Annotated in this window: 31 protein-coding genes, 2 tRNA genes and 1 pseudogene; 27 read left to right on the forward strand and 7 right to left on the reverse strand. The window is 66.1% G+C overall.

The features are described from left to right. Nucleotides 1-37: 37 nt before the first annotated feature. Nucleotides 38-958, forward strand: coding sequence for a DUF6891 domain-containing protein (locus tag Pph01_RS23185; RefSeq protein ID WP_204075251.1), 921 nt, complete (start codon nucleotides 38-40; stop codon nucleotides 956-958). Between the two features lie 331 nt (nucleotides 959-1,289). Here Pph01_RS23185 and Pph01_RS23190 read toward each other — a convergent pair whose 3' ends face one another. Further along, nucleotides 1,290-2,030 (reverse strand): hypothetical protein, encoded by a 741-nt coding sequence (locus Pph01_RS23190; protein WP_505866655.1) that lies wholly within the window; start codon nucleotides 2,028-2,030, stop codon nucleotides 1,290-1,292. Between Pph01_RS23190 and Pph01_RS42895 the strand changes: the two genes are divergently transcribed. The 7 genes and pseudogenes from Pph01_RS42895 (at nucleotide 2,000) to Pph01_RS23220 (ending at nucleotide 6,298) form a co-directional block, all read left to right on the forward strand. Beyond that, nucleotides 2,000-2,638: an aldo/keto reductase gene (locus tag Pph01_RS42895; RefSeq protein ID WP_239116944.1), complete on the forward strand. Its 639-nt coding sequence runs from the start codon at nucleotides 2,000-2,002 to the stop codon at nucleotides 2,636-2,638. The genes Pph01_RS23190 and Pph01_RS42895 overlap by 31 nt on opposite strands. Nucleotides 2,639-2,952: 314 nt before the next feature. Further along, nucleotides 2,953-3,486, forward strand: a complete 534-nt coding sequence (locus Pph01_RS23200) for a SigE family RNA polymerase sigma factor (protein WP_204075253.1) — start codon at nucleotides 2,953-2,955, stop codon at nucleotides 3,484-3,486. Then, on the forward strand, nucleotides 3,483-4,127 hold the full coding sequence (locus tag Pph01_RS23205; RefSeq protein WP_204075254.1) for a hypothetical protein: 645 nt from the start codon (nucleotides 3,483-3,485) through the stop codon (nucleotides 4,125-4,127). The genes Pph01_RS23200 and Pph01_RS23205 overlap by 4 nt, the downstream gene beginning before the upstream one ends. A gap of 884 nt (nucleotides 4,128-5,011) precedes the next feature. Continuing rightward, the gene (locus Pph01_RS43410) at nucleotides 5,012-5,140 is read left to right on the forward strand and encodes a hypothetical protein (protein WP_275412859.1); all 129 of its coding nucleotides are present in this window, start codon (nucleotides 5,012-5,014) and stop codon (nucleotides 5,138-5,140) included. 159 nt (nucleotides 5,141-5,299) lie between these two features. Further along, nucleotides 5,300-5,815, forward strand: a complete 516-nt coding sequence (locus tag Pph01_RS23210; RefSeq protein ID WP_204075255.1) for a cupin domain-containing protein — start codon at nucleotides 5,300-5,302, stop codon at nucleotides 5,813-5,815. A 137-nt stretch (nucleotides 5,816-5,952) separates the two neighbouring features. Then, nucleotides 5,953-6,156: pseudogene (locus Pph01_RS43835) on the forward strand (transposase); the annotation flags it as partial. 45 nt (nucleotides 6,157-6,201) lie between these two features. Beyond that, nucleotides 6,202-6,298, forward strand: a tRNA-OTHER gene (locus tag Pph01_RS23220). 196 nt (nucleotides 6,299-6,494) lie between these two features. Here Pph01_RS23220 and Pph01_RS23225 read toward each other — a convergent pair. Continuing rightward, on the reverse strand, nucleotides 6,495-7,031 hold the full coding sequence (locus Pph01_RS23225; protein WP_204075257.1) for an SMI1/KNR4 family protein: 537 nt from the start codon (nucleotides 7,029-7,031) through the stop codon (nucleotides 6,495-6,497). 353 nt (nucleotides 7,032-7,384) lie between these two features. After that, the gene (locus Pph01_RS23230) at nucleotides 7,385-7,534 is read right to left on the reverse strand and encodes a hypothetical protein (protein WP_204075258.1); all 150 of its coding nucleotides are present in this window, start codon (nucleotides 7,532-7,534) and stop codon (nucleotides 7,385-7,387) included. A 361-nt stretch (nucleotides 7,535-7,895) separates the two neighbouring features. Here Pph01_RS23230 and Pph01_RS23235 point away from each other — a divergent pair, with 361 nt between their 5' ends. Then, entirely contained in the window at nucleotides 7,896-8,324 is a 429-nt protein-coding gene (locus tag Pph01_RS23235; RefSeq protein WP_204075259.1) for a tyrosine-type recombinase/integrase, read from the forward strand. A 328-nt stretch (nucleotides 8,325-8,652) separates the two neighbouring features. Here the strand turns inward: Pph01_RS23235 and Pph01_RS23240 are convergent, their stop codons facing one another. After that, nucleotides 8,653-9,042: a hypothetical protein gene (locus Pph01_RS23240; protein ID WP_204075260.1), complete on the reverse strand. Its 390-nt coding sequence runs from the start codon at nucleotides 9,040-9,042 to the stop codon at nucleotides 8,653-8,655. Between the two features lie 409 nt (nucleotides 9,043-9,451). Between Pph01_RS23240 and Pph01_RS23245 the strand changes: the two genes are divergently transcribed. The 7 genes from Pph01_RS23245 (at nucleotide 9,452) to Pph01_RS23275 (ending at nucleotide 14,592) form a co-directional block, all read left to right on the forward strand. Then, entirely contained in the window at nucleotides 9,452-9,958 is a 507-nt protein-coding gene (locus Pph01_RS23245; RefSeq protein WP_204075261.1) for a tyrosine-type recombinase/integrase, read from the forward strand. A 428-nt stretch (nucleotides 9,959-10,386) separates the two neighbouring features. After that, nucleotides 10,387-10,806, forward strand: a complete 420-nt coding sequence (locus tag Pph01_RS23250) for a VOC family protein (RefSeq protein ID WP_204075262.1) — start codon at nucleotides 10,387-10,389, stop codon at nucleotides 10,804-10,806. A 77-nt stretch (nucleotides 10,807-10,883) separates the two neighbouring features. Further along, nucleotides 10,884-11,030: a hypothetical protein gene (locus Pph01_RS23255; protein WP_204075263.1), complete on the forward strand. Its 147-nt coding sequence runs from the start codon at nucleotides 10,884-10,886 to the stop codon at nucleotides 11,028-11,030. Between the two features lie 303 nt (nucleotides 11,031-11,333). Next, nucleotides 11,334-11,909: a DUF4240 domain-containing protein gene (locus Pph01_RS23260; RefSeq protein WP_204075264.1), complete on the forward strand. Its 576-nt coding sequence runs from the start codon at nucleotides 11,334-11,336 to the stop codon at nucleotides 11,907-11,909. Nucleotides 11,910-12,857: 948 nt separating this feature from the next. Continuing rightward, on the forward strand, nucleotides 12,858-13,154 hold the full coding sequence (locus tag Pph01_RS23265; protein WP_204075265.1) for a replication initiator: 297 nt from the start codon (nucleotides 12,858-12,860) through the stop codon (nucleotides 13,152-13,154). Between the two features lie 23 nt (nucleotides 13,155-13,177). After that, nucleotides 13,178-13,429 carry an excisionase family DNA-binding protein gene (locus Pph01_RS23270; protein ID WP_204075266.1) on the forward strand — a complete coding sequence of 84 codons (252 nt, stop codon included), beginning with the start codon at nucleotides 13,178-13,180 and terminating at the stop codon, nucleotides 13,427-13,429. Continuing rightward, on the forward strand, nucleotides 13,429-14,592 hold the full coding sequence (locus tag Pph01_RS23275; protein ID WP_204075267.1) for a tyrosine-type recombinase/integrase: 1,164 nt from the start codon (nucleotides 13,429-13,431) through the stop codon (nucleotides 14,590-14,592). The genes Pph01_RS23270 and Pph01_RS23275 overlap by 1 nt, the downstream gene beginning before the upstream one ends. Nucleotides 14,593-14,684: 92 nt before the next feature. Here the strand turns inward: Pph01_RS23275 and Pph01_RS23280 are convergent. Further along, a tRNA-Gly gene (locus tag Pph01_RS23280) sits at nucleotides 14,685-14,758 on the reverse strand. A gap of 178 nt (nucleotides 14,759-14,936) precedes the next feature. Between Pph01_RS23280 and dcd the strand changes: the two genes are divergently transcribed. From dcd to Pph01_RS23295, 3 genes are all read left to right on the forward strand, one after another. Then, a complete protein-coding gene (gene dcd / locus Pph01_RS23285) occupies nucleotides 14,937-15,512 on the forward strand; it encodes a dCTP deaminase (RefSeq protein ID WP_204075268.1) in 576 nt (191 codons plus the stop codon). Nucleotides 15,513-15,679: 167 nt separating this feature from the next. Then, nucleotides 15,680-16,297, forward strand: a complete 618-nt coding sequence (locus Pph01_RS23290; protein WP_204075269.1) for a DUF47 domain-containing protein — start codon at nucleotides 15,680-15,682, stop codon at nucleotides 16,295-16,297. Continuing rightward, complete coding sequence (locus tag Pph01_RS23295; protein ID WP_204075270.1) at nucleotides 16,298-17,296, forward strand: inorganic phosphate transporter; 999 nt, start codon at nucleotides 16,298-16,300, stop codon at nucleotides 17,294-17,296. Here Pph01_RS23295 and mshD read toward each other — a convergent pair whose 3' ends face one another. Beyond that, a complete protein-coding gene (gene mshD, locus Pph01_RS23300; protein WP_204075271.1) occupies nucleotides 17,297-18,214 on the reverse strand; it encodes a mycothiol synthase in 918 nt (305 codons plus the stop codon). It lies immediately after the preceding gene. A gap of 130 nt (nucleotides 18,215-18,344) precedes the next feature. Between mshD and Pph01_RS23305 the strand changes: the two genes are divergently transcribed. The 3 genes from Pph01_RS23305 (at nucleotide 18,345) to Pph01_RS23315 (ending at nucleotide 22,520) form a co-directional block, all read left to right on the forward strand. Continuing rightward, entirely contained in the window at nucleotides 18,345-20,162 is a 1,818-nt protein-coding gene (locus Pph01_RS23305) for a bifunctional metallophosphatase/5'-nucleotidase (RefSeq protein WP_204075272.1), read from the forward strand. A gap of 226 nt (nucleotides 20,163-20,388) precedes the next feature. After that, a complete protein-coding gene (locus tag Pph01_RS23310) occupies nucleotides 20,389-22,050 on the forward strand; it encodes a vanadium-dependent haloperoxidase (protein WP_204075273.1) in 1,662 nt (553 codons plus the stop codon). Between the two features lie 14 nt (nucleotides 22,051-22,064). Beyond that, entirely contained in the window at nucleotides 22,065-22,520 is a 456-nt protein-coding gene (locus Pph01_RS23315; protein WP_204075274.1) for a hypothetical protein, read from the forward strand. 68 nt (nucleotides 22,521-22,588) lie between these two features. Here Pph01_RS23315 and Pph01_RS23320 read toward each other — a convergent pair whose 3' ends face one another. Further along, nucleotides 22,589-23,302 (reverse strand): winged helix-turn-helix transcriptional regulator, encoded by a 714-nt coding sequence (locus Pph01_RS23320; protein WP_204075275.1) that lies wholly within the window; start codon nucleotides 23,300-23,302, stop codon nucleotides 22,589-22,591. Nucleotides 23,303-23,545: 243 nt separating this feature from the next. Here Pph01_RS23320 and Pph01_RS23325 point away from each other — a divergent pair, with 243 nt between their 5' ends. The 5 genes from Pph01_RS23325 (at nucleotide 23,546) to Pph01_RS23345 (ending at nucleotide 26,414) form a co-directional block, all read left to right on the forward strand. Further along, nucleotides 23,546-23,794, forward strand: a complete 249-nt coding sequence (locus Pph01_RS23325; RefSeq protein ID WP_204075276.1) for a MoaD/ThiS family protein — start codon at nucleotides 23,546-23,548, stop codon at nucleotides 23,792-23,794. A 41-nt stretch (nucleotides 23,795-23,835) separates the two neighbouring features. Then, a complete protein-coding gene (locus Pph01_RS23330; protein ID WP_204075277.1) occupies nucleotides 23,836-24,513 on the forward strand; it encodes an LmeA family phospholipid-binding protein in 678 nt (225 codons plus the stop codon). Between the two features lie 49 nt (nucleotides 24,514-24,562). Beyond that, complete coding sequence (locus Pph01_RS23335) at nucleotides 24,563-25,078, forward strand: sigma-70 family RNA polymerase sigma factor (RefSeq protein WP_275412860.1); 516 nt, start codon at nucleotides 24,563-24,565, stop codon at nucleotides 25,076-25,078. Continuing rightward, nucleotides 25,075-25,842 (forward strand): anti-sigma factor family protein, encoded by a 768-nt coding sequence (locus tag Pph01_RS23340; protein WP_204075279.1) that lies wholly within the window; start codon nucleotides 25,075-25,077, stop codon nucleotides 25,840-25,842. Before Pph01_RS23335 ends, Pph01_RS23340 begins: the two co-directional genes overlap by 4 nt. A 107-nt stretch (nucleotides 25,843-25,949) precedes the next feature. After that, entirely contained in the window at nucleotides 25,950-26,414 is a 465-nt protein-coding gene (locus Pph01_RS23345; RefSeq protein WP_373315681.1) for a thioredoxin family protein, read from the forward strand. The last annotated feature ends 29 nt before the right edge of the window (nucleotides 26,415-26,443 follow it).

A 26,443-nucleotide genomic window follows, 5' to 3' on the forward strand; every position in this document is an offset into this window, starting at 1 on the left:
CCCTGCGTTGTTGGTCGCCTATGTCAGAGTGAGCAGCATGCTTGCGATCACGGTAGAGACTGAGGACGGGCAGCGGCACGTCCGGATAGCCGCACAGGAGCTGGCCGGCCTCGTCCGCCGGATTGGGGGCGAGGACGACAAGTTCCTCGTTGTTCAGCGGATCCCCGATCTGCCCGATGTCTTCATCCAGGTGTGGCACCAGGCAGGGGGCGACTACACGCTGGAGTACCGCGACGGCGCGCCCGACCGGCACTTCGAGGTGATGCTCGACGGACCAGAGCCGGTGATCGTGGCGATGACCGGCTGGGTTCGCGCGGACCGCGGCTGGGACTCTGGGTTGGACTGGGTGCCGGTGGATTTGGGGCCGGCACCGGATCCGGTGCCCCCGCTCGAACTCGACGAGGGCCAGCGTGAGCAGCTTGAAAAGCGCGTCCGTGAGGTGCTGGTTGGCGGCTATGTCACGCGAGCACAGCTTTCCGAGATCGCGCAGGACTATCTCGTCTCTGGAGACTACCGGCCGGTCTCGCCCGAGCAGGCGCGGGCATTGGCCGACCGGATGTGGTTGGAGCGCGTTGAGGAACAAGCCGCCTGGGAGGGCGAGACGGACCCGGAGCGGCTCACCCGGGCTTTTACGGCACTGGAGACGGCCGGCATCACGGCACGGGAGGACTTCACCTGTTGCCGTTCGTGTGGTCAGGAGGAGATCGGCGGAGTGGGCTCTTCGGACGCCCGTGGCTTCGTCTACTTCCACTCCCAGTGCACAGACGCGGCTGCGGGCGGCCATGGGCTGATGCTCTTGTACGGCGGATTCGACGGTTCACCGGAGACGACGGCAACTATCGGCCGGGAGGTCGTGGCGGCGCTTGAGGGGAGCGGGCTGTCGGTGGAGTGGAATGGCGAACCCCAGCAAGCCATCACGATCACGCCGCTGGACTGGCGCAGACGACTTGTCGGCTAGGGGCGCGTGGCTTCCGGCTTCGCCTGGGACCTGGCCCGTCTTGAGTTGGCGGCCCGAGTTGCCGGCGGCCGGGACCGGCCCCCAGGCCGCATGCCCGGCCGCCGAGCGGGCGTAGGGCCGCGAGGCGGTGCGAAGCGCCGCCCTTGATCTCTATAAGCACAATTCGGCAAGACAAGCCCGTGCCCGGTGTCCTGCTTCGGATGATGCTTGATACTGCGGCCTCGGTTGATGGTTGACGTGATCAACCCGGAGTCGTGCCGGGTGTGCGACTCGCGGCGGATGAGTGCGCGTCCGCGCCTCGGTGCCTGACCGCACCCGGCGATCGCGTTGATCAGGCCGCGCTGGTCTTCAGCGTGGTGGCGGCGGCGGACAGCAGGGCCTGTAGCCGGTTGTGCGGAAAGTGATCCGCCCCGGCTGCCGGTTCCACGCGGGTGCTGTAGAAGTCCGCCTCGTGGTCGTCTTCCTGACGGGCCCACAGGTTGCCGGCTTCGTCGCGCTGCCAGACCACGTTCTGACCGCGGAAATCCGCACGCTCGAGCCAGTCGGTGCCACTCGGCCAATAGCCGTCCCACTTCTGCGGGCGTAGCGAGGCGAACGCCGCGTCTACGGCGGCGAGGGCGCCGTCCACGTCGTCGTCCTCGAAGACTGCGGCGAACCGGCAGAGCAGCGCCAGCGGCGCCCCGGGGTGATGCAACTGTGGGTCGAGGGCTGCGACCGCCCGGCAGATCAGGTCGAGTTCTACCCAGCGCAACGCGTAGGGGTGCCAGTGCGCAAGGTCGTCCCAGCCCAACTCCGTGGTGTCGGCCGAGTCCGGGGCGGCGACAGCCAGGGTGTAGGAGTCGGCCGAGCCGTCGACAGTCAGCAGCACGCGGTGGCCGCCGCCGACATAGAACTCCACATCGAGCGCCGTATCGTCCGAATCCTGGTCGCCTTTGTCGTCGAGGTCATCGCCGAGCAGTTCTTCGAGGTCGCCGAGCCGATCGGCTCCGGGGCCGTCCTCATGGGCGAACATGTATCGCGCCCAGAACACTGGACTATGCAATGACTCGCGCAGGGGTGGTGGAATGGCCATCCTGTAATGATCGCTTGCATCCCGTGGTGCCGGGTATGCGGCCGCTGTGGCGGGCCGACCTACTCGCCGTCGGCGTCTCGATCTCCGTAGCGGCCAAGGCATATCGGTTGCTTCGGGCGGTGTTGATGACGGCGGCGGAAGACGACAACATCATTTCGACCAACCGTGCCGAATCCGCGGGGCCGGCGACGAGCACGCTCAAGAACGTCCGGTGCTCACCGTCGCCCAGGTCTTCGACCTCGATGATCGTGTGGGTCGCCGTCCTGTCGGCAACGTCCAGAAGCTCACCAACGGGACCTATCGGTTGCGGGTCCAGCGGTACGGCGAGATGCGCACTCGCCGCTGGAATGCTCCGTCCCGGCCTGGACCTATCGCAGGCCCCGCCTGGCATGGCTCCCTCCGCCGAGCAGTTCGCCGCGCTCGACGAGATCGCCCACCGGTATGGCGCTACCCGAATTCAGGTGGCGCTCGCCTGGCTGCTCGGCCATTCACCGGTGACTCTGGCCATCCCGGGCACCTCCTCACTCGCCCACCTGGAGGAGAACATGGCGGCGGCCGATCTGGTCCTTTCGGACGAAGACCTCGTCGCTGTGAATAAGCTCGCCTGATTTGGCGGCGGGGCCCTCTGTTTGGCGAACGCGCGGCAGGCCGGGTGAGCGGTCTGGCGGCAGGGGGGTGCCGCAGTAATTCCTCCCTGCCCTGATCTCCTCGATCCCTTGTTCATCCCGTTTGCCATCGACCCACCGCGGAGCGGCAGCGGGCCGGTGACGGAGGGGCAAGCCCGGCTTGACGTGTCCCTACGCTGTGCACCTTCCACGGTGATTGGACGCCAACGGTCGCCGCCGGGCTTGCGGCGGCGCGCAGCTTGGGTGTGGTGCTTCCGAGACGCCGTGGCCGCCCAGGTAAAGGGATCCGGGCCTTCATGCGTTATTGGGGCGTGGAACAAAGAGGACAAGAATTCACCAAGTTCTACACCGCCTCCAAGGATGACTGCCTGCGGATCGTGCTGATCAATGTCGGCGACGGGCAGCTCGCCGAGGACCTGGTGGCGGAGGCGTTCACCCGGGCCTGGATGTCCTGGCGCAAGGTGCGCGAGCACCCTGTGCCACGCGCCTGGGTGGTGCGGACAGCGCTGAACGCCCACGTGTCCTGGTGGAGGCGCCGCCGGCGCGAGCTGACAGTGGGTGATCCAACAGCGTTGACAGGCCTGGAGGGCAGCCAGTTGGCGCGTTCGGCGGACCTGGGCCTCGACCAGGCGCTGGTTGCGGCGCTCCGGTTGCTTCCGCTCAGGCAGCGCGAAGTGATCACGCTAAGGGTCTTCTTCGACCTGGATACCGATGCAACGGCGAAGCTGCTCGGCATCTCCCCGGGGACCGTTGGCGCGCACCTGCACCGGGCGCTGGCCACGCTCCGCACGCAAACACAATCCTTCAGCGACCAGGAGGTCACCTCATGAACGACGACGACATGCTGGCGGCGATGCGAAGCTCCCTCACCGGCACCAAAGATGCCCTCACCCACGTGCACATGGACCGGCGGCCCGAAGCGATCATGGCCCGGGCCCGCGGACGCCGGCTGCGCGGCGTGGCGGGGGTGGGTACGGGCGGCCTGGCCCTAGCAATTGGCTTGGCGCTGTCCTTGTCCGGCGGTACGTCTGTAGCTTCCGGCGGCCACCCTGGCGCTCCCAGCAGTTCGTCTGCCACCCGGGCGGTCCACGTCAACCTGGCCGCATGGTCGGTCAATACGTCGCCGAACGGCTTGGTGGAGGTGACGATCCGCGAGCTGAAGGACCCAGCGAGGCTGGCCAAGACCCTGGCTGACGCCGGCGTCCCCGTGGTGCTGACGTCCGGCCCCGTGTGCGCATCCTCCGACGGCCAACTGGAACTGCAGGTCTCCCAGGTGGTGCGCAAGCTGCCCGGGCCCGGCGGCCTTGTGATGAGCATCAACCCGAAGGCGATGCCAGCCGGAACGGAACTGGTGATCGGGATCGGCACCCTCCGGATCGGGTCCCAGCAGGGGCCTGCTGCAGCGTTCGACCTGCAAAAGAAGGGGTCCCCGCTGAACTGCCCCGGAAAGCCCAAAGCAGCTACCAACTAGCTCCCATCCCACTGGCCGCAAGCCAGAACGGCCGACCACACGACGGCCTGAACCGTGAACCCCGTGCCAGCGGGCTCACGGTCCAGGCCGCGGCCACCTAGTGCGCCGACCACCAACCTTGGCCGGGGTTGATCATGCAGTCTTGGGCCGGGGTCAGCCCCAGCGTTGTTGGCGTTCGGGCCATCGCCGACGCGCTGGGCAGGCTCGCCACGGAGGCGCTGAACAAGCAAGATCACGACGGATCGGGCACGTAAGGGGCACGGAAGATCGAAATGGCGCCGAAAAAGATCAAGGCCTGGGTCGAGAAACTATCTCTGACCTGGGCCTTTTCGTGTGGAGCGGGTGACGGGAATCGAACCCGCGCTGTCAGCTTGGGAAGTGTATGGATTACGGCTCCTAGGGGCGCTGAGCTGGGCTTCGGGTCGGTCATGAGTGACCGTGGTTGACCCCTCTTCACCCTGGTTAATGGCGCGCTAATGGCCCGGCGGTCATGCCGTGTCTCCGATGCACGAGGCCCCCGCACGTAGGGAAGGGCTAGTCCCTGTCGTGTCTGGCCGAGGGGGGTCGGAGGCGGCCGGATATTCGCCCGGAGGGCATCGATGACCCAGGCGTGCTGCGCGCGAAGCCCCCAGCGGTCAGCTGGTCGCGGATGGGTCCGCACCAGCGTGGCCACCCATGCCGCGCCGTGCCCATGACAGCGCATCTGAGTGCGGTGTTCGCGCCTCGTAAGACCTTCGGAGCCGAAGCTCGGCGATCTCAAGGTAAGAACCGCGGTCCGGCGGATGCTAACGATGCGGAGGTCCGGGTGGGGCCGTGCCCTTCCGCCGTTTGTCTGCCAGCCGTGCCGGTCGCGACCCGGCGTGGTGCGACCTTGAGGAGCCCTCATGACCGTCCTGAACCCCGACGACCGGTTCCCGGAGCTGACCGTCTCGCTGTCTAGGGGCGCCGAACTCACCCTGCCCGACGCGCTGTCGGGCGACTACGGCGTGCTGCTGGACTACCGGGGCGCGTAGTGCCCGTACTGCAACACCCAGCTGCGGGCGACACCTGTCACATATGTGCCTCACGTTGAACCAGTGATGTTTTGAGAGCCGCGTTCGGGTTTCGCTGGCCGCCACCGGTCTGCCGTTGCTGCAGCACTTGATTCCTTCGATTACTCACAGAGGATGAACATGACGTTTTACATCTCCCCAGAAGCGGATGACCTTGCCACCACTCCCGGAGGCATCTATGTACCCGTCAACGGCGGGCGTACCAAGTGGTTTTCCGGCGACGTCTATTCGGTGAAGCTGACGGCCGCGCAGACGAAAGGATCGCTGGGTGTCGTGGAAGCCTCCGTTCCGCCAGGCGGCGGCCCGGTAGCACACACCCATGCCGACCAGGACGAGACGTTCTACCTGCTTGCTGGAGAACTCGAGTTCCTGGACGGTGATAGGACGTTCACCGCAGGGGTCGGTGACCTGGTCCACTGCCCGCGCGGCGTGCGCCACCGCTTCAAGAACGTCGGACTCCACACAGCCAGGATGCTGTTCTTCTACACACCTGGAGGCTCCGAGGGATTGTTCTTGGACGGCGGCGACGACCCGGAGCCGGGCGTCCAGGTCCCGACCTGGGGCCCAGAACGCTTCCAAGGGCACGTGCTCGACCTCTTCGCGAAGTACGGCCTGGAGGCGTTGCCTGAAGGCTGAACGTCCCCGCGGAGCATGGTGACGTCCCCTGGGGTGGTGTAACTCCAAGCTGGTGAAGCAGCCCCGGACATGGGGCGAGCCATCGTGTGACGGTCAGCGAGTTCCCGACCAAAGGTTCTCGCGGAGGACACCACACGATGGCTCTGGATCAGTCTGCCCTGCTCGACCTGTTGGAGTCTTTGAAAGCCGCCGACGCCGACGATGCCATCCGCCACGCTCTGTAAGCAGTGCTGTAAGCGTTGATCGAGGCGGAGGCGACCGCTGTGATCGGCGCCGCCTCGCACCAGCGCACCGATCAACGCATTACGCACCGCAACGGGCACCGAGACCGGCTGCTTGCAATATAGGTGCGAGATCTTGGTGGCGGGACCCGGCGCGCAGGGCATGTGGCAGGTCAGGATCTATGAGCGGACGGGAAAGGTCACGTGCTGTAAGACCGTCGGCTCAGCCTACGCAAGTTCGAACCTTGCACCTGCCACACCAGCCAAAAGAGGCCCCTGATCAGCAGAGATGCCGGTCGGGGGCTTCTTTGTTCATGATCCGTGAGTGACCGTGATTCCCCGCTGTTTCCCGTGGGATATGGCACGCCTGTGGCACGTGATCAAGCTCGTACCCACGCGCGAGAGGTGCTCCGTGAGCCTTCTGTTTACAAGGTCCCCAAACGATCTCCAACGGAGTCCTACCAGCCGGCACCGGTCTGCCAGCGCTGAACCCATTCGATGAAGCCGATGGCTTCTGGACCGGGGTAGGGGGAGGCGCCGACGTCGGCAACAAACCAGATCTTCCCGCGTTGCGTGCCGGTGAGCACCAGGAGCCAGTATGAGAGCTCATCGTCTGTGCCCAAGACGATGGAGCCGTGGTTGTAGACGTCGGCGATGCGTTGGTCGGAATCAGGTATGGAGTCGATTTCGTCCTCCCAGTGCCATGCGTGGTCGAGAGGGAAGGCGGCCCCCGGGATGCGATCTCCCTGGTCAGGCCAACCCGGTGGAAGCCAGCCGAGGGGCAGGAGGCCGCCATCCTCAGGGGGGCCCAAGGAGGAACCATTGGCGACCTCGGCGATGAACGTGCGATAGGGCTCAGGCAGGCGGGCACCGTTCTCGCCCTCCCAGGCTGCAACGCCTTCTAGTCCTAACGGGGGCTCTCGCCACTCAGCGGGAAACGCGGCCTGAAGCGCTTCGAGGTCCCCGGTAAGGGACGCGTCATTGGTTGCATCCATGGCCCAGTGGTACCAGATGCCTCTGCGGGACGCCTCATGGGACCAAGCGCCGACAACAAGCAGTGTCCGGGTCGCGAGACCACCCCTGACCTGGTCTTTCGCGATGATGGCGGGTGACGGGAATCGAACCCGCGCTGTCAGCTTGGGAAGTCTTTCAACACCATGCGGTCTGAGCTGGGAAAAGGCTGACCTGGGCGTAGGCGGGTCGAGTGACCGTGAGTCCCCGTGATTCCCTGTGGGTTGCCGACCGTACGGGCACGCAACGGGCACGGCAGCAGCGATCAGCGCCCTTTGACGCCAGAAGGTTTCGTTCCGTGATGGGCTGACCGGGTACGGCCCAGCATCAGGACCGTCTATGCCATGTCCGGCCGATCATGCTCCTGCGAGGGAACCAGCAGGATGTCGCCCAGGTCCCCGCACCTGCGGTGCCACCACGGCCAGGTCTTCGGGGCGTGCGGGTTGGGCAGGGTGCGCGCCAGGAAGTCACAGTCGAGGTCTTTCACGATTGACGCGATTTCCCGAGCTGCCCGTCTGTCGAGGGCAGCGATGGCGCAATCGATGAGAAGTCGGTCGTCCCAGAGGTCGTATCCGGGGAGGTGAGGTTTCGGCAGGTAGAGTAGCCGCCCAGGATGACGTAGGAAGAGTCGCCAGCGGACGATGGCATCGGCGATCCGCCGGGCAGGCAGGCCGCGTTCAGCCTCGAAGCGAGCAACTTTGCGACGCGTGTGAGGTGAGAGTTCCGATGGTCGGCGCCGATATTCCCGCAGGTGGGATCGGCAGATGGCATCCAGACGTAGAGCAGCCGCCGACTTGCGGGGCATGACTCTTCTTTCGCGGGTAGTGATCTCCGTCGAAAATTCTACTGTGAAGCCCACCGCGGAGCGGCAGCAGGCTGGCAAGCGCATCGTCTCCGTGCCCGAACTCCTCCTGCCGGATTTCCGGACGCACCTGAACACGTACGCGGGGGAGGGGGATGAGGGCCTGGTGTTCATCGGGCCGAAGGGCGCCCAGCTACAGCGGACGAACTTCACCCGGACATGGAGCAAGGCGATCAGCGCAGCCAAGCTCACGGGCTTCCACTTTCATGATCTGCGGCACACGGGAAACACCTTCGTCTCGCAATCCGGTGCGACTCTGCGAGAGCTGATGAACCGCATGGGCCACTCGACCACACGGGCCGCGCTGATCTACCAGCACACCGCCATGGAGCGCGACCGGGCCATCGCCGATGCGCTGGGCAAGCCCGCCAAGGAGGCGCTGAGCAAGGAAGATCCAGATGGATCGGGCACGTAACGGGCACGGAAGATGGAAAAGGTGTCCAAAAAGATCAAGGCCCGGGTCGGGAATCGTCCGCTGACCTGGGCCTCTGTGTGTGGAGCGGGTGACGGGAATCGAACCCGTGCTGTCAGCTTGGGAAGTGTATGGATCACGCCTCCTGGGAGCGCTGAGCTGGGCTTCGGGTCGGTCATGAGTGACCGTGGTTGACCCCTTGTCCCCCTGTGTAATTGCACGCTAATTGCACGACGATCAGGCGGTTCACCCGCGGCTTGACGTGCGTAGCTGCTGCTCAACTCCCACACCGCGGGCCAGTGGTTGATGAGCGCAGCCCTTCCCTACCGGGTCAGCGGTCGAACCACGCTTTGGCAGAGGGTAGGAGCAACAGAAGGAGTACGACGACGGGCAGGACCAGGCTGTACATGTTGGGAGGGGGGTCGAGCGTACGTCCGGAGACATAGGTGAGAGCCATGAGGCACTCGAGTCCAAGCGCGGCGATCCTGACCCGTCTTCTCCGCGAGATCCACTTGCCTGCCCACCAGCCGATCAGCACTGCGATCACAACGCTGAGGCCGAGAACCAGTGATGTCAGGACATCACCTTTGCCGCCCAATGCCGCTAGCGGAGCGATAAGCAGCACGCCGGACAAGAGTCCCAGCGCCCCTTGGACGATCATGATGAACTGGGCGCTTTTAACCGCGAGCGACATACGCTCGTTCTTCTCTGCCTCAGCCACAGGACCTCTTGGGGGCGCAGTCTGCCTAGGCACTGGGCGTCTGGTCGTGTGCCTCATAAGGACTGTAATGGTGATCAGAGCCTACTTCCTGTGAGGCTGCGGTTCCGTCCCGGATGTCACCGCGTGCCTGTGACTCCTGCTCTGAACCTCATGCCTAGTAAGAACCGCCCCGGAAATACATGCTCTAGTGTGGCCGCGGACGGTCGCGGCGCTCATGTGCGACGTCAGACCGGTCGGCAGGCGCCGACCGCTTGGCTAGAACTCGCAGCCTCTCCAAGCCGGCGAGGACATCAGAGCGATTGCCAGACCTCTTCATCCATCGTGGCAATCGCGCGAACATGGCCATCGTCGGCCGAGCAACGCCACGCTCACGTAACCGGGCGCCAACGTAGGCCGCCAGCTCGTTGACGTGCTCGTCGCGGGTACGGTCCGAATCCGGGCGGCCTTCGTCGAACGGTCAACGGGTGAGCTGGTCCTCGGCGCTCCCAAGTCCAAGGCGGGCCGGCGGATTGTCGGCATCCCGCAGGCCATTGTCCCCGCGCTGCGAGAGCACCTGAACACCTACGTTCAGGACGAGCCGGGCGCGTTGCTCTTTCCCGGGGCCAAGGGCGGTGCCTTGCGGCGGAGCGGATTCAACACGCGTACGCGCTGGGTGGACGTGGTCAAAGACATGGGGCTGCCCGGCCTGCACTTCCACGATCTTCGGCATACGGGCAACATGCTCGCCGCCGAGTCCGGCTCGGCTCTCAAGGACCTGATGACCAGGATGGGGCACGACAACGTCCGGGCGGCGATGATCTATCAGCATGCGGTCCGGGGTGCCGATAAGTCGATCACGGATGCGATCGACAAGCACATCAGCAGGGCTGATGACGACGAGGGTGGTTCGGCCGTGGTCCTGGTCCCCGTGAGCTAATTGCACGTTAATTGCACGGAAGATCGAAAAGGTGTCCAAAAGATCAATTCCCGGGTCGGGAATCATCCTCTGACCTCGGCCTTTGTGTGTGGAGAGGGTGACGGGAATCGAACCCGCGCTGTCAGCTTGGGAAGTCTTTCAACATCATGCCGGGTGACCTGGGGAAACGGTGACCTGCGCGTATGCCGGTCGAGTGACCGTGAGTCCCCGTGATTCCCCGATGCTTGCCGACCGTACGGGCACGCAACGGGCACGCCGAACGCTTCTCGTGTGCCGAGCACGAAGACGCCGTCGAAGAGTAGTACGGCGTCTGCGGGGGCGGTCGTGGCCGGCTCGTCGGACTCGGCATCCTTGTGCACGGGTGGATCGAATCGTGTCAGACTCAACTGGCGTGATCAGGGCGCCTTACAGACAAGGCAGGACACCCGATGGCAGCCGACGACCAGCCTCCCGTGATTTCGCTGATGCTCGCCGTGCCTGACGCCTCAGCCGCAGCGCGATGGTATGCCCAGGCGCTTGGGGCCATCGAGTTGTGGAACCTTGGCGGCGTGGTGGGACTGACCGTCGAGGGCGCCCCATTCTTTCTCGGCGAACCTACGAACAACAAGTGGGACACCCCTGCCGTCCTCGGCTCCAGAACGGTACGTGTCGAGGTCTTCGTGGATAATCCCGACAGCTTCATCGAGCGCGCCGTTGCGGCCGGAGCGGACGGCAGTGTTGACGAGATTCGCGACCACGAGGCGCCATGGGGCGTTCACCGGCAGGGCGGCTTCATCGACCCGTTCGGCCATCTGTGGCTTGTCGGCGACAGATCCCCGCTCAGGAAACACGACATCCGGAACGGCTGACTGGTCACAGGGTTGGTGGAGGTACAGAGGTCGAGCGCTGTCGCGCTGGATTGATCGAGAACAGCGGAGGCGAGCTGATGAACCGCATGGGCCACTCGACCACGCGGGCCGCGCTGATCTACCAGCACACCGCCATGGAACGCGACCGGGCCATCGCCGATGCGCTGGGCAAGCCCGCCAAGGAGGCGCTGAGCAAGGAAGATCCAGATGGATCGGGCACGTAACGGGCACGGAAGATCGAAATGGCGCCAGAAAAGATCAAGGCCCGGGTCGAGAAACTATCTCCGACCTGGGCCTTTGTCGTTGGAGCGGGTGACGGGAATCGAACCCGCGCTGTCAGCTTGGGAATCGGCTAGTGATCTACCCTCTATGAGCTGGGAGACAGGGGGTGCAGCTCAGGCGTGGTCGAGTCCCCGTGACTCCCCGTCAGTCCCCGCTGATCGCCGTTCAATCTGGCACGCATCTGGCACGCGATCAAGATCTCCGTGTCGTGGCGCTGTCGGCCCAGCCTGGCATCATGCACCGTCGTGGATATCGATGAATTCTGGCTCTTCCTTCAACGGTCCCGACAGGTGACTAGTGATCCCAATGAGCGTCTGCGGTGGCTCGCCCTCCACCTCGCACAGCGTCCGCCGACCAAGATCGTCGACTTTCAGATCCTCCTCAACCAGGTACGCCGGCGATCCGACACCTACGACATGTGGGAAGCCGCCAACCTCATCGGCGGTGGCTGCTCCACCGACGGCTTCTGGTACTTCCAGGCGTGGCTGATTGGGCTCGGCCGCGACATTTTCGAGCGTGTCGTGGCCGACCCCGACAACCTGGCCGAGGTCCCGGAGGTGCAGCGGTTGGCAGAGCGCCCGATGGGCGGGTGGGCCGATGACGAGTGGCCGGGATGGGAGGCGCTGAGCTACGTGGCCGCCGACGCATACGCAGAGGTGACCGGTGAAGAGGAGGGTGTCTACGATGCCATGGAAGAACGCGGGCACACCGACCAGAGCGATCCCCAGCCTTCAGGGCTTCCGTGGAGACTCCGCGACCCCGAAGCGGTGGCTCAGAGGTTGCCCCGGTTGAGCCGCATGTTCCAACGAGATGAATCGTGATCCGATGCAGGGAGACGCGGTTACGCACCTGCGTGCACTCCGCCCCTGCTCATCCCGTCTGCCGTGGACCCACCCGCAGGGGAAGCGGATCAGGGCTAGGCGGTCCCAGAAGCCAAGAACCGATCTGGCGCTGGATCCCTGTCCTGAGCTGGGCCTTCGCTATTGGAGCGGGTGACGGGAATCGAACCCGCGCTGTCAGCTTGGGAAGTCTTTCAACACCATGCGGCCTGAGCTGGGAAAACGCTGACCTGGGCGTATGTCGGTCGAGTGACCGTGAGTCCTCGTGAATCCCCGCCGGTCGCCGTCCGTACGGGCACGCAACGGGCACGCCGAACGCTTCCCGTGTGGAGGGCGCCCTGAGTGCCCGGGGACGATCTACGACCTGTGACGGAGATGGCTCCGCAGAGGTGCCTGCGGTCGTGGAGCTGGGCAGCGGGGGCGCTCGTGGTTTGTCGAGGGCGTGGAAGATTGGCCCGATGTCATACTCACGGCTTGCCGTCACCCCAACGCTGTAGTCCGTCCCGGCGCCTGTTGTGGGCGCGATGGCGACGCGGTAGATGTATCACTTTCTACTTAATTCAACGCAATCGTTTCTCCCGATGGTAAGCCAGTTAAGGATGTCAAGCGGGTTGGAGGAATGTCGGCAGCGGCATGTGAGCGAGACGGTTTCACTTTCGCGGACTTCAATATCCAATACGCGGCTACCACACCAATCAATAACGCATCGAACTTGATGCGTGCCCGGCGAAACGGCAATAATTGCAGTTTGCCCTTGTTTTAGCCGAGCAACATCGCGACCGTCCACGCGTACTTTTAAAGTGCGAAGGGATCCACTAAGACTCCTTTCGCGAGAGATCTCAATCTGCGCCATGTTGCACCAGGCCAATCTGTCAGGCGATGAGCATCCGGTGTGCACTCATACATCGGCGGCATGGCGGTTGTCGTTTCATGGCCCGCCGCTACTCCACCACCTTCGCCGCCCTACGCGGAGCACGCGTGCTGTACCGCCGTACCCAGCAGGTCGGTCGCGAGTACGACCCGGACGCGATTCAGCGTCAAGGCGACCTTGACGACGAAACGACGCTCATCATCGGCGACCTGTCCTATGCCGGATCCGGGTGGAGAACCACCGGAGACGCGCTCCTGGCCAACACCGCCGCCGACCAAGCCCGCAAACGCCGCGTCGCCGGCCGCGAAGAGATCGCCCACCAACTCGCCACAGAAGAAACGCCGATCGCTGCCTGACCGCAATTGATAAGGAGGAACCGATGGCACATCCACGAGAACAAGAGCGTTCCGCTGACCGCCTCCTGACGGTTGCGGAAGTAGCGGAACGGCTCGGCACCACCGAACGATTCCCCCGGCGGCTCATAGAAGAGCGGCGCATCGCCTTCGTCCGTCTCGGTCGCAAGGTACGCATCCCGGAATCGGCCCTTGACGCCTTCATCGCTGAGGGCTTGGTCCAGCCCATCACTGCGGCTACAGAGCCGACGCGTGCGGGAAAGAGGAGGGCTGCCTGATGGGCGGGAACACCAAGGGTTACCGGCGTCGGTTCGGCGCTGTTCGTAAGCTGCCGTCTGGGCGCTACCAGGCGCGCTACGTCGGACCCGATGAGATTGAACGCACGGCTCCTCAGACCTTCACCAGCAAGAGGGATGCAGAGGTCTGGCTGGGCAAGAAGGAAACCGAGATCCTGGGGCAGGAGCGGACCGACCCGCTCGCCGGGAAGATCGCATTTCACGACTACGCGGCGGCTTGGATGGCTGAGCGGACGCTCACACCTAAGACGGCTCAGCTCTATGAGGGTCTGCTGATACTGCACATCAACCCCACACTCGGCAGCAAGCCGCTCGCCGAGATCACCAGCCGGCACGTCCGGCAGTGGCATACAAGGCTCGTCGAGAGGAGTCCTGGTGCGTCTACCGTTGCGAAGGCATATCGGCTGCTCCGCGCGATTCTCAACACCGCAATACAGGATGACCTGATCAAGAGGAATCCGTGTCAGATCAAGAACGCGGGGGTTGAGCGCCCTGAGGAACGACCAGGGCTGACCGTGCCCGAGGTGTTCGTACTGGCCGCTGCCGTGCCTCCCCGATTCCGCGCCCTGGTGCTCCTCGCCACTTTCGGCAGTCTGCGTTGGGGCGAATTGGCGGCCCTGCGCCGGCACAACCTCGATCTGGAAGCACGGACGGTCAAGGTTGAGGCTTCGCTGTCGGAGATGAAGACGGGCGAGCTGATCACGGGGCGTCCTAAGTCGGATGCGGGTGCTCGGGTGGTCGCGCTACCGGAGGTGATCATCGGTGATCTCGCCTGGCACCTTCAGCGCTTCAGTGAACAGGCACCCGATGGTCTGGTGTTCGTGGGGGAGAAGGGCGCCCAGCTTAGGCGCAGCAATTTCACGAAGGTCTGGGCGAAGGCACTGGCCAAGACGGGACTCCCGAAGATCCACATCCATGACCTTCGACACACAGGTAACACACTCGCGGCTGCGACGGGCGCGACGCTCAAGGAGCTGATGACTCGCATGGGCCACTCCAGCACGAAAGCTGCCACGGTCTATCTGCATGCCGCCAAGGACAGGGATCGTGCCATTGCCGACGCTATGGGGGAGATCGTCAAGCAGGGGCTCGGCGCGAAGGACGGTGGCGATGATTCGCCCCACGTCGGAGCCAAGATCAACTGATCTGGCACGAATCTGGCACGCGAGCGAGAAACAACCCCCACAAAGATCAAGGCCCGAGCCGAGAAACTACCTCTGACCTGGGCCTTTGCTGTTGGAGCGGGTGACGGGAATCGAACCCGCGCTGTCAGCTTGGGAAGCTGATGTTCTGCCATTGAACTACACCCGCGTGAGGCCGACCATGAACGGTGACCGCGTCCCTACTGTAGCGGAAACTCGGCGTACTCCTGCAGTCCCCAGGCGTCATTGATCCGCCGGGCCCGGGCGCACCGGCCCTCCAGGGGGCGGTCTCGGCGCCTTGTGGAACACGTCGTAACGTGCGCGGCGGCGCCCATTAGCCTTGCACCGTGCTGCTTTCCGATCGTGACATCCGTACAGAGATCGAATCGGGGCGGGTCAAGCTGGACCCCTTCGACCCCGAGATGATCCAGCCGTCCAGTGTCGACGTGCGTCTGGACCGCTACTTCAGGGTCTTCGAGAACCACCGCTACCCGCACATCGATCCGGCTACGGAGCAGCCTGACCTCACCCGGGAGGTCGAGCCGCACGGCGATGAGCCGTTCATCCTCCACCCCGGCGAGTTCGTCCTGGCCAGCACGTACGAAGTGATCAGCCTGCCCGACGACATAGCGTCACGGCTCGAGGGCAAGTCGAGCCTCGGCCGGCTGGGGCTGCTCACCCACTCCACGGCCGGCTTCATCGACCCCGGGTTCCAGGGGCACGTCACCCTCGAGTTGTCCAACGTCGCCACGCTCCCGATCAAGCTGTGGCCCGGCATGAAGATCGGTCAGCTCTGCATGTTCCGGCTCAGCTCGCCGGCCGAGTTCCCTTACGGCTCCGGCCGGTACGGCTCCCGCTACCAGGGGCAACGTGGTCCGACGCCGAGCCGCTCGTACCTCAACTTCCACCGCACCCGGATCTGAGGCCGCCCCGGCGACCCGGCGCCCCAAAACGTGTCAACAGCGGACAAGAGGGCAACCGCAAGGGGAAGAGCAGGTTACAAGTAGGTGTGCGATACCTTAAGTTCGCATTTCCACTGGTAGGCCGTACTCTTCTCTGCGGACCATTCCCGCACTTCTGGAGAAACGACGTGCGACTGCGTCTCACGCCCCGTGAGGACAGCTACTACGAGTTGTTCGCAGACTCCGCGAACAACCTCGTCACCGCGTCCCGTCTGCTGGTCGAGATCATCGGCGACGACTCGGACAGGGAGGCCCTGGCCGAGAAGATGCGAGCCTGCGAACACGCGGGCGACGAGCGCACTCACGCGATCATGAATCGTCTGAATGAGAGTTTCATCACGCCGTTCGACCGCGAGGACATTTATCGCCTCGCGTCGAACCTCGACGACGTGATGGACTTCATGGAAGCAGCCGCGGACCTGATCGTGCTTTATCAGATCGACCACCTGCCGAAGGAGGTCGTCCGTCAGGTCGAGGTCCTCGAGAGGGCCGCCGAGCTGACCGCGGACGCCATGCCGAGGCTGCGGTCGATGCAGCACCTCAACGAATACTGGATCGAGATCAACCGGCTGGAGAACCAGGCCGACCAGATCTATCGCCGACTGCTCGCGAAGCTGTTCAGCGGGGAGTTCGACACGCTCACCGTCATGAAGATGCGTGAGGTGATCGAGCAGTTGGAAGCGGCCGCCGACGCCTTCGAGCACGTGGCGAACACGATCGAGTCGATCGCGGTCAAGGAAAGCTAAGTGGATCTCGCTATTGTCATCGGCGTCATCGTCGTCGCGTTGGCGTTCGACTACACCAACGGCTTCCACGATGCCGCCAACGCGATCGCGACCTCCGTCTCGACGCGGGCGCTGACGCCCCGGACCGCGCTTCTCATGGCCGCGGTCATGAACTTCATCGGGGCGCATCTCGGGTTGTCGGTGGCTCAGACGGTCGGCAGCGGGATCATCGACGCCCCTCAGGGGCGGCATGGCCTGGTGGTCGTGGGCGGCGCGCTGGCCGGCGCCATCGTCTGGAACCTCATCACGTGGTACTTCGGGCTGCCCTCCTCCAGCAGCCATGCCCTGATCGGCGGGCTGGTGGGCTCCGCCCTGGCTGCGAGCGTCTCGGTGCACTGGAAGGGCGTGCTCGACAAGGTCGTCATCCCGATGGTCCTTTCCCCGGTGGTCGGCTTCCTCCTGGGCGGGATCATCATGATCGCCATCTTGTGGATCTTCCGCAGGTCGAACCCGCACAAGACCAGCCGCGGGTTCCGGTACGCCCAGACGGTCTCGGCGGCGGCGATGGCTCTCGGGCACGGTCTGCAGGACGCCCAGAAGACGATGGGTGTGATCTTCCTCGCCCTGGTCGTCGGGGGATACGTCTCGCCGACGGCCGGCATCCCGGAATGGGTCATCACCGCGTCGGCGGCGGCGATCTCGCTGGGCACGTACGCCGGCGGCTGGCGCATCATGCGCACTCTCGGCCGCCGCATCATCCACCTGGACCCGCCGCGGGGCTTCGCGGCCGAGTCCGCCGCGGCGACCGTCCTCTACACGGCGGCGATCGCATACGGCGCGCCGATCTCGACGACGCACACGATCACCACGGCGATCATGGGCGTGGGGGCCACCCGGCGCCTGTCGGCGGTGCGGTGGGGCGTCGCCGGAAGCATCGTGACCGCGTGGGTCCTCACGATTCCGGCGGCCGCCCTGGTCGCGGCGATCTCCTACTTCATTCTGAACGCGATCATCGGCTAGTCACCGGCTGTACATGACGTCGGTCTTCCACCTGCCGAAGCCCAGCGACTCGTAGAGCCTGACCGCCGCGTGGTTGTCCTCGTCCACGTAGAGCATCACCTGGGGCAGGCCGAGCGAGCGCAGATGGGCGAGGCCCGTGAGCGTCAGGGCCCGGCCCAGACCCGTCCCCTGCTCGGCGGGGTCCACCCCGACCACGTACACCTCGCCGACGGGCTCCCGCTCGCCGTCCTCGCCTTCACGGTGCACCTTCGTCCAGTGGAAGCCGGCCAGCGTGCCGTCGCGCCGTTCGGCGAGGAAGAACCCGTCCGGGTCGAACCAGGGCTCCTGCTCCCTCTGCTCGATGTCGTCGATCGTCCACGCGCCCTGCTCGGGGTGCGTGGCGAAGGCGAGCGCGTTGAGCGCCACCCATGCGTGCTCGTCCTTGCCCGTCTCGAACGTGCGCAGCCGTACGCCGGCGGGCATCACCGGGTCGGGCGTGGGCGTGTCCAGCGGCCGGCGCATCTGCCACAACGACCGGCTGCGGGTCAGACCTGCCGACGCCGCCAGCCGGGACGCGGCCGGGTGGTCGCCGTGCGCCCACAGCCGGATCCGGCCGCCGCTCTCCTCGAGGACCGCATCGAGCAGCCGCCGTCCCAGGTCGCGGCCGCGGAACGCCGGGTGGACGACCAGTTCGCCGCTCGGCCCCTCGTCCGGGCGGGCGGGGTCGGCCGGGTCCAGGTGCGCGAATCCGGCGAGGTCCGCGCCCTCGCGGATCAGTACGGCTCTCGCCCCCGTCGCGCCCCCGTGGCGCAGCCGCAACGTCGCCTGCTCGTTGAGCGGGCGGACGCCGTCCGTCTCCGCCGCCGCCTCCACGAGGGACAGCACGGCCGCAACCGTCTCTTCATCCAGCCGTTCCATGACATCCACGCGCACGTTCATGCCCTGAACGTTAGGTGACCTCCGTCATCTCGGCACGCTCGGGTTCTGGCAATGTTCGCCATCTCAGGCCCCCCTGAATCGTTACCTTCGAGCCATTTGATGTGTAGATCACGGCTTTACTGTCGTGGCCATGACCCCTGCATCTCTCACGCGTCTGGCCCTCGTAGGAGTCGCCGCGGTGAGCCTTACGGCGCTCGCCGTCGCACCGGCCGGCGCGACATCCTCACATCATCCTTCGCACCACCAACCCAAGCCGAAGACGGTGCCCGTCCGGCTGCTGTCCATCAACGACTTCCACGGCAACCTGGAGGCACCGACCGGCTCCAGCGGCCGGATCGCCGACGAGAACGGCGTGTTCGTCCAGGGCACCGGAGGCGCGGCCACCCTGGCCACCGCCATCAAGAAGAGCTGGGCCGCGGGCCAGACGCAGGTCGTCGCCGCGGGCGACCTCATCGGCGCCTCGCCGCTGCTCTCGGCGGCCTACCACGACGAGCCCACCGTCCAGACGCTGGGCGAGATGGGGCTGGACGTCTCGTCGGTCGGCAACCACGAATACGACGAGGGCATGGCGGAGCTGCTCCGCATCCAGAACGGCGGCTGCAACCCCACCGACGGCTGCTCTCCGGCCGGCAAGTGGAAGGGCGCCGAGTTCCAGTACCTCGCCGCCAACGTCGTCGACAAGAACGGCAAGCACCCGCTGCCCCCAGTCGCCATCCGGGTGGTCAACGGTGTCAAGATCGGCTACATCGGCCTGGTCACCAAGAACACGCCGAACATCGTGACCCCGGCCGGCGTCGCGGGTCTGACGTTCCAGGACGAGGTCGAGGCGGGGAACCGCGCCTCGCAGTGGCTCACGCGGCAGGGCGTCAAGGCTCAGGTCGTGCTCGTTCACGAGGGCGACTCGGTGTCCTCGGGCGCCAGCCCCGACGCATGCCCGCTGACCACCACGGTGGGCAAGACGATCGCTACGAACCTGGACGCCGCGGTCGACGTGGTCATCATGGGCCACTCGCACCAGGCCTACGTCTGCACCACGACCGACCCCAAGGGCCAGACCCGCTACTTCACGCAAGGTTCGTCCTTCGGCAGGGTGCTCACGCAGATCGACTTCAAGGTCGACCTCAAAACCAAGGACGTCGACAGGTCCTCGGTCAAGGCTGACAACAAGGTCGTCGCGGCCACATCCGCCTTCATCACCAACGCTGCGGGCTCCGTCAACTCGGGTCCCTATACGGGCGCCACATACGCTGCCGACACCAAGATCAACAACTTGGTGAACTACTGGAAGGACGCGGTCTCCGAGAAGGCCGACGCGCCCATCGGCAAGATCACGGGGGACATCAGCAACACGTCGGCGTCCGCGTCGCCGGCCGGTGAGCTTCCGCTCGGCAACCTCATCGCCGACGCTCAACTCGCCGCGGCGAAGAGCGACGGCGGGAACGCCGACATCGCGCTGATGAACCCCGGCGGCATCCGTACCTCCCTCACCTACGCGCAGAGCGGGTCCGAGGGCGACGGCGTCGTGACGTACGGCGAGGCCTTCGCGGTCCAGCCGTTCAACAACCTGCTGCAGGCGGTGACGTTGACGGGCGCCCAGCTCAAGACGGTGCTGGAGCAGCAGTTCTACACCGGATCGCTGGTGGCGCGGTCGCCGCTGATCCTCCAGCCGTCGTCGAACCTCACCTACACCTACAGCGCGAGTGCGCCGCTGGGTGGGAAGGTCTCCAACATCGCGATCAACGGGGTGCCGGTCACGGACACCCAGTCGGTCCGTGTGGCGGCCAACAACTTCCTGGTCGGCGGAGGTGACACCTTCCCGGCGTTCACCCTCGGCACCGACCTGTGGACGTGGAGCGGCGGCTTCGACGTCGACGCCTTCACCAAGTACCTCGGGGCCAACAGTCCGGTCTCCCCGCCGGCTCTGACCCACATCACCAAGGTCAGCTGACTCCGAACCGCTGAACGGGGCTCGCATCCACCAGGTGCGGGCCCCGCCCATTTTCGGCATGGCTTTATAGCCTTATGCGGACAGCCATTCTGACTCTGTCATTTGAATTTCACGACATGTTCTGTTGATTCAGCGCGATCTTCTGCCTAGCCTCAGGTCAATCGGACATATCGGGGAGAAGGTGGCCATGGGTAGAAGCTCGGCAATTCGCACCATAACCGTGCCAATGGTGGTGCTCTTAGTGGTGCTCTGTTCGGTGCTCGGCGTGCGGGCACCGGCACGGGCCGCCGCCGACGTGGGAGACCGGGTCCTCTACTGGAACGACGTGCTCCTCGAGGCGTATCGCCAGGTGGGTGGGGCTCCGGGGCCGCTGTCTCGGGCCGGCGCGATGGTGCACCTCGCGATGTACGACGCCGCCAATTACACCCAGTGCTACAAGCAGGGGCGTGATTTGCGGCCGGACGACTGCATCGGGGGCATTTACAATCCGGGGATCAGTATGAGCCCCAAATCGGCCAATCCTGACACGCAGACCGCAATCGACTACGCCGCGTTCAAGGTGCTCACCTCGGTTTTCCCCGCAGTCGATTTCAGTACTTTCTTCGCCCAAGCCGAACCGGCAGCGCCTGCGACCGACGCGGAGAAGGCGGGACGGAGCATCGGTGAGCAGGCCGCCACTGTCATGATCGCTACGCGGACCGGTGACGGCTCGACCGACACCACGGCCTACGTGCCGAGCACGGCCCCCGGCCAATGGCGGCCCACGGGATCCGGGGACGCGGCCACCCCGAACTGGGGGAAGGTGCGCAGATTCAGCCGGTTCGGTTCCCCCCAGCCGCCCCCCGACTTCAGCTATCCCGTCGACTACCGCGCCAACGGAACGCTGGACCGGAGCCCGGTCTCCTCGTCATCCGCCCGGCCGCAGCTTCCCGGAGGGTTCTCCAACATCACCACCATGCTGGCCAGTCAGGCGTACGCCGACCAGGTCAACGAGGTGAAGGAGCTCGGCAGGGTCGACAGCACCACCCGGACGGCCGAGCAGACACAGATCGCCTGGTTCTGGGCCAACGACCTTAACGGCACCTACAAGCCGCCAGGACAGCTCCTCGACATGACCCGTGACGTGTCCGTGCAGCGTGGCCTGGGAGAACTGCAGAACGCGAAGCTCTTCGGGAGCGTCAGTCTCGCGCTGGCCGATGCCGGCATCGCGTCCTGGGACTCGAAGTACCAGACTCCGATCGACCTGTGGCGGCCCGAGACCGCGATCCGCCTCGCGGCCGACGACGGCAACGCGAACACCGTCGCCGATCCTTCATGGCAGCCGCTCTCCGCGGACACCGCGGGGGTCCACTTCAGCCCGGCGTTCCCCGCGTACGTCTCGGGGCACGCCACCTTCGGCGGCGCCTGGGCCGCGTCGATGAAGGCGTATTTCGGGACGGACTCGATCAGCTTCACCGCCGAAACGGAAGACCCGCATGCCGTCGACGCGGCCGGAAATTTCCTGACGCGTTCCTTCACGAGCTTCAGCCAGGCGGGCATCGAGGATGCGCGAAGCCGGATCTATCTTGGCGTTCACTACTCCTGGGACGGCGACTACGGATACGCGACCGGGCAGAAGCTCGTCGGCAACGGCGGTGAGCTGCTCGCGGACGGAACCCGGACGCACACGACCCTCGGCGTCACCACGGGGTACACCTATCCGGCTCCGTCGTCGACAGCCGCCCCTTATTACACGTACTCGCCTGACCTGTCGCGAGACGACTCCATCAGGGACGCGTTCAACCAGTGCGACTACGACGGCGCCGACATGGTCCAGGGGCAGCGACTGGGCAACTCCTGGGCCTGCAACGTCCAGTACGACGGCAAGATCTTCCTCTACATCTTCTAGATCGGGAGAAGAAGGTGCACATTCCCCACAGATATCGCGTCGCGGCCCTCGTCGCAGGCCTTCTCGCCCTGGTAGTGGCCACGCTGTACGCCGTCAGTCCCGCGTTCGCCGATCGAGCGACACCGGGCGTTCCCGCCGCGCCGCGAATTCAGACCGACGCGTTCACGCCGAACCAACTCTGTAGCGCCGGCACTCCAGGCGTGTCCACGAAGGACACGATCGTCCTCGCTGCCAGTCCCACGCCCTTCGGCAAGCACCCGACAATGCGCGCGACGTTCGAAATCAGCGGTGCGGGAGGAGAGCCGCTGATCACCAGGACCAGCCGAATCTGGCCGAGCGGCCGGGTGCTGGCCCTCACCCTCGATCCCAACGCGCTGGCTCCGGGGACATACAGGTTCCGGCTGCGGGCCGAACAGGGCAACGCAGTCTCGGGGTGGACCACCTGGTGCGGGTTCGCCGTGAACGGCTGACGCAGGAAAGACGCAGGAAACACGTACGGCTCACGCCCTTCCCGGGCGTGAGCCGTACCGCGAAAAGATCAGCGGCGGGCCGGCTCGGCCTCCTCCGCATGCTCGCCGCCACGGTCGGGGACGAACCGGTAGCCGACGTTGCGTACGGTGCCGATGAGGGCCTCGTGCTCCGCGCCGAGCTTCGCCCTCAGGCGGCGGACGTGGACGTCGACGGTGCGGGTGCCCCCGAAGTAGTCGTAACCCCAGACCTCCTGCAGCAGTTGGGCCCGGGTGAAGACCCGGCCGGGGTGCTGCGCGAGGTACTTGAGCAGCTCGAACTCCTTGAACGTCAGGTCGAGCGCGCGGCCGCGCAGGCGCGCCGTGTAGGTGGCCTCGTCGATCGACAGCTCACCGCTGCGGATCTCGTCGGGCACCTCCTCGGCCGCCGCGAGCGACCGCCGGCCGACGGCCATGCGGAGCCGGGCCTCGACCTCGGCGGGGCCGGCCGTGTCGAGGAGCACGTCGTCGAGCCCCCATTCGGCCGTCATCGCGGCCAGGCCGCCCTCCGTGACGATCACCATGAGCGGGCAGTCGATCCCGGTGGTCCGCAACAGCCGGCACAGGCTCTTGGCCTGGGCGAGCTCGCGGCGCGCGTCGACCAGGACCGCGTCGGCGGGCGCGGTGTCGATCAGCGCGGACGCCTCGGCGGGCGCCACCCGCACCGAGTGGAGGAGTAGTCCGAGCGCCGGGAGAACCTCCGCGGAGGGCTCCAAAGCATTGGTCAGCAGGAGCAGGTTGCTCACTTTCCGCCTCCTTGCCACCTCGATCGGCTTGTCCGCTGCTTCGGATGAAACCTGCGCCAGCCGTACAAACACGGAAGGACCCGGGGGCCACGCTGCCCAGGTCCATAATCCGTAGGCTAGCTCACAGCACATTGAGGTCCAATGTGGGTCCATCGTGTGAACACCATGTCACGTGGTTTACCACCGTAACCTGGCGCTCACATTCGGTGGTCGCCCGCGTGGCGGAAGGGGGCTGGGAAGCCGATGGCAACCGGGACGGTCCGCTATTGGGCGGCGGCCAAGGAGGCGGCCGGAGTCGCGGAGGAACCGTTCGACGCGGAGACCCTGAAGGATCTGCTCGCCGCGATCGGAGGCAGGCCGGAGCTCGAGCGGGTGCTGAGGCGATCGTCCTTCTTGATCGACGGTCATCCGGCGGGCACACGCGATCCGGGCGTCGTGCTCCTCCCTGAAGGTGCGATTGTCGAAGTTTTACCGCCTTTTGCCGGGGGATGAGGCGCTAGTCTCGACGGCAGGCGAGCCCCCGAAGGAGCCGAATGCGCAAGCTGGTCGTCACCCTGATCGTGCTTGCCGTCCTGCTCGCCATCGTGGACAGGGTCGCGGTCACCGGCGTGCAGAGTGAGATCGCCAAGCAGGTCGCGGCGAAGTACGACCTCACGACGCCTCCCACGGTGGAGATCAAGGGCATCCCCTTCCTCACTCAGGCGCTTCTCGGGCGGTACGACGAGATCGCCGTCGGGATCGGCCCGATGACCGTCGAGGACGTCAAGCTGTCGAAGATCGACGCCACCCTGGCCGGAGTGACGGCCGCCCTGGGCGACCTCATCCAGGACCCCTCGAAGGCCGACATCCGGGCCGAGAACGTGTCCGGCACCGTGGTGATCTCCTGGGACACCATCGCCGAGCGGGCCCCGCGCGGCATCGAGATCGACGGCGCGGGGGACAAGGTGCGGGTGTCCGGCACCATCAAGGCGCTGGGACGCTCCGTGCCGGTCACGGCCGACATGAAGATCGCCGTCGCATCCGGGGCGGTGAAGCTGACACCGGTCGGCGTGAAGGTCGCGGGCGGCCTGTCCGTCCCGAACCCGGAGAGGTTCATCAGCTTCACCGTGCCTGTCAAGGACCTGCCACTCGGCCTTAAAATCACCAGCGTGAAGACGACCCCCGAGGGGCTCGCGGTCGAGGGCTCCGCCTCTGATGTCCCCCTCCGGTGACCTGGAACACACTCCTGAACCCGACGGCCCGGCCGTACGTGATGAGGGTGTGAGTCCAGCCGGAACCGCCGCCGCCGACGAGCTCATGCGCGCGCTGGTGGAAGATCACGGCGGGCCGCTGTACGGCTACGTGCTCCGCCTGACCGGAGACCCGGGCAGGGCGGAGGACGTCGTGCAGGAGACGCTGCTGCGAGCCTGGCGCCATCCGTCCGTGCTCGGGGGGCGGCCCGTGCGCGCGTGGCTGTTCACCGTCGCCCGCAACCTGGTCGTCGACCAGCACCGGGCCCGCCAGTCCCGGCCGCAGGAGACGGGCGACGAGGCCCTGGCCGTGGTTCCCGCGGACGACGAGCTGGACAAGGCCGTCGAGTCGTGGGCGGTGGCGGAGGCGCTGGCCTCGCTCAGGCCGGAGCATCGCGAGGTGCTCCGGGAGACGTACTACCGGGGGAGATCGGTGAAGGAGGCGTCAGCGGTCCTCGGCATACCGGCCGGCACGGTCAAGTCGCGGACCTACTATGCGCTCCGAGCGTTGAAGCTCGCCCTGGAGGAACGGGGGCTTGCGCCATGACCTGCGACGACGCGCGCATGTCGCTCGGGGTCTACGTCCTGGGCGCGTTGGAGGACGACGAGATCGCCGAGGTGGAGGCCCATCTCGACGGATGCCCCGAGTGCCGGGCCGAGCTGGCGGAGTTGTCCGGGCTGCCGCCCGTGCTCGCGCTCGTCTCGGAAGACGACATCCGGCACGCCGCCGCGCCCCCGCGGGCCGTGCTCGAGCGGCTGGTGGCCACCTCGGTCCGGCGCAGCCGCTGGTCGCGGGCCCTTCTGTCCCTGGCCGCGTCCGTCGTGGTGGCGGCGCTCGGCGGTACGGCCTGGCTGGCGGTCGACCGCGGCACACAGGACACGGCGTCGACGACGTCCCAGAACGAGGTCGCCGCGGGCAGGCAGAGCACCCCGGCCGCCGCGTCGGCGGGCGACGGCAGCGCCGCGGCCGCCCCCAAGATCGCCTCCGGCGCTCCGCAGGTGGAGGACGCGGGGGCGACGGTGAGACGAGAGGTCACGCAGGGTGACGTGCGGCTCGGCGTCCGGCTCACCACCGAGAACGGCGGCACGAAGGTCGTGGCCTGGGTCCGCGGCGTCCCCGCGGGCACCGTGTGCCGGTTGTACGCCATCGGCAGGGACGGCACCAGGTCGCCTGCCGGGAGCTGGGAGGTCCCCCCGGGGGGCTATCGCCCCGGCCAGGGGTACGACGGCTCGACGGAGCTCCCGGTGGGGAAGATCGCACGCTTCGAGCTGACCACCTCCGACGGGGGACTCGTGACCCTCACCGTGTGACCTGTCGCCGTGACTGGTCGCCCTGTGGGAAACCGGTGTGACGGACGTTCGTTCTCGGGTAGGCATGACGGGAATGAATCCGCGGGGAAGGCGGGTTGCACAGCACGATGGCCGGAATCGTGGTCCTGGGCGTGACGCTCGTCGTCGGCGTGATCATCGGATTCCTGATGAGGCGCCGCGACGGGAAGGTGCGTGCCGTGAAGCAGGTGGTCTCCGGGACCCGCCCGGTGGTGACGAGGGACGATCTCGGCTCGGCCCTGGGTGAGCGCGCCACCCTCGTGCAGTTCTCCACCGCCTTCTGCCAGCCCTGCCGGGCGACCAGGCGCGTCCTCCACGACGTGGCGGAGATGGTGCCCGGGGTCCGGCACGTCGAGATCGACGCCGAGTCACGGCTCGATCTCGTCAGGCGGTTCGACGTGATGCGGACGCCGACGGTCCTGGTCGTGGACGGTGCCGGAAACGTCGTGAAAAGGGCCTCCGGCCTGCCCAGGAAGGCCGACGTCATCGCGGCCCTCGGCGCGGCGGTCGACGGCTCGTCTCATGATTCGTCTCATCAATCGGACAGCGTGTGACAGATGGCGAGACGGCAGGTACTGTCGTG

This window comes from Planotetraspora phitsanulokensis (assembly GCF_016863295.1).
Classification (GTDB): domain Bacteria; phylum Actinomycetota; class Actinomycetes; order Streptosporangiales; family Streptosporangiaceae; genus Planotetraspora; species Planotetraspora phitsanulokensis.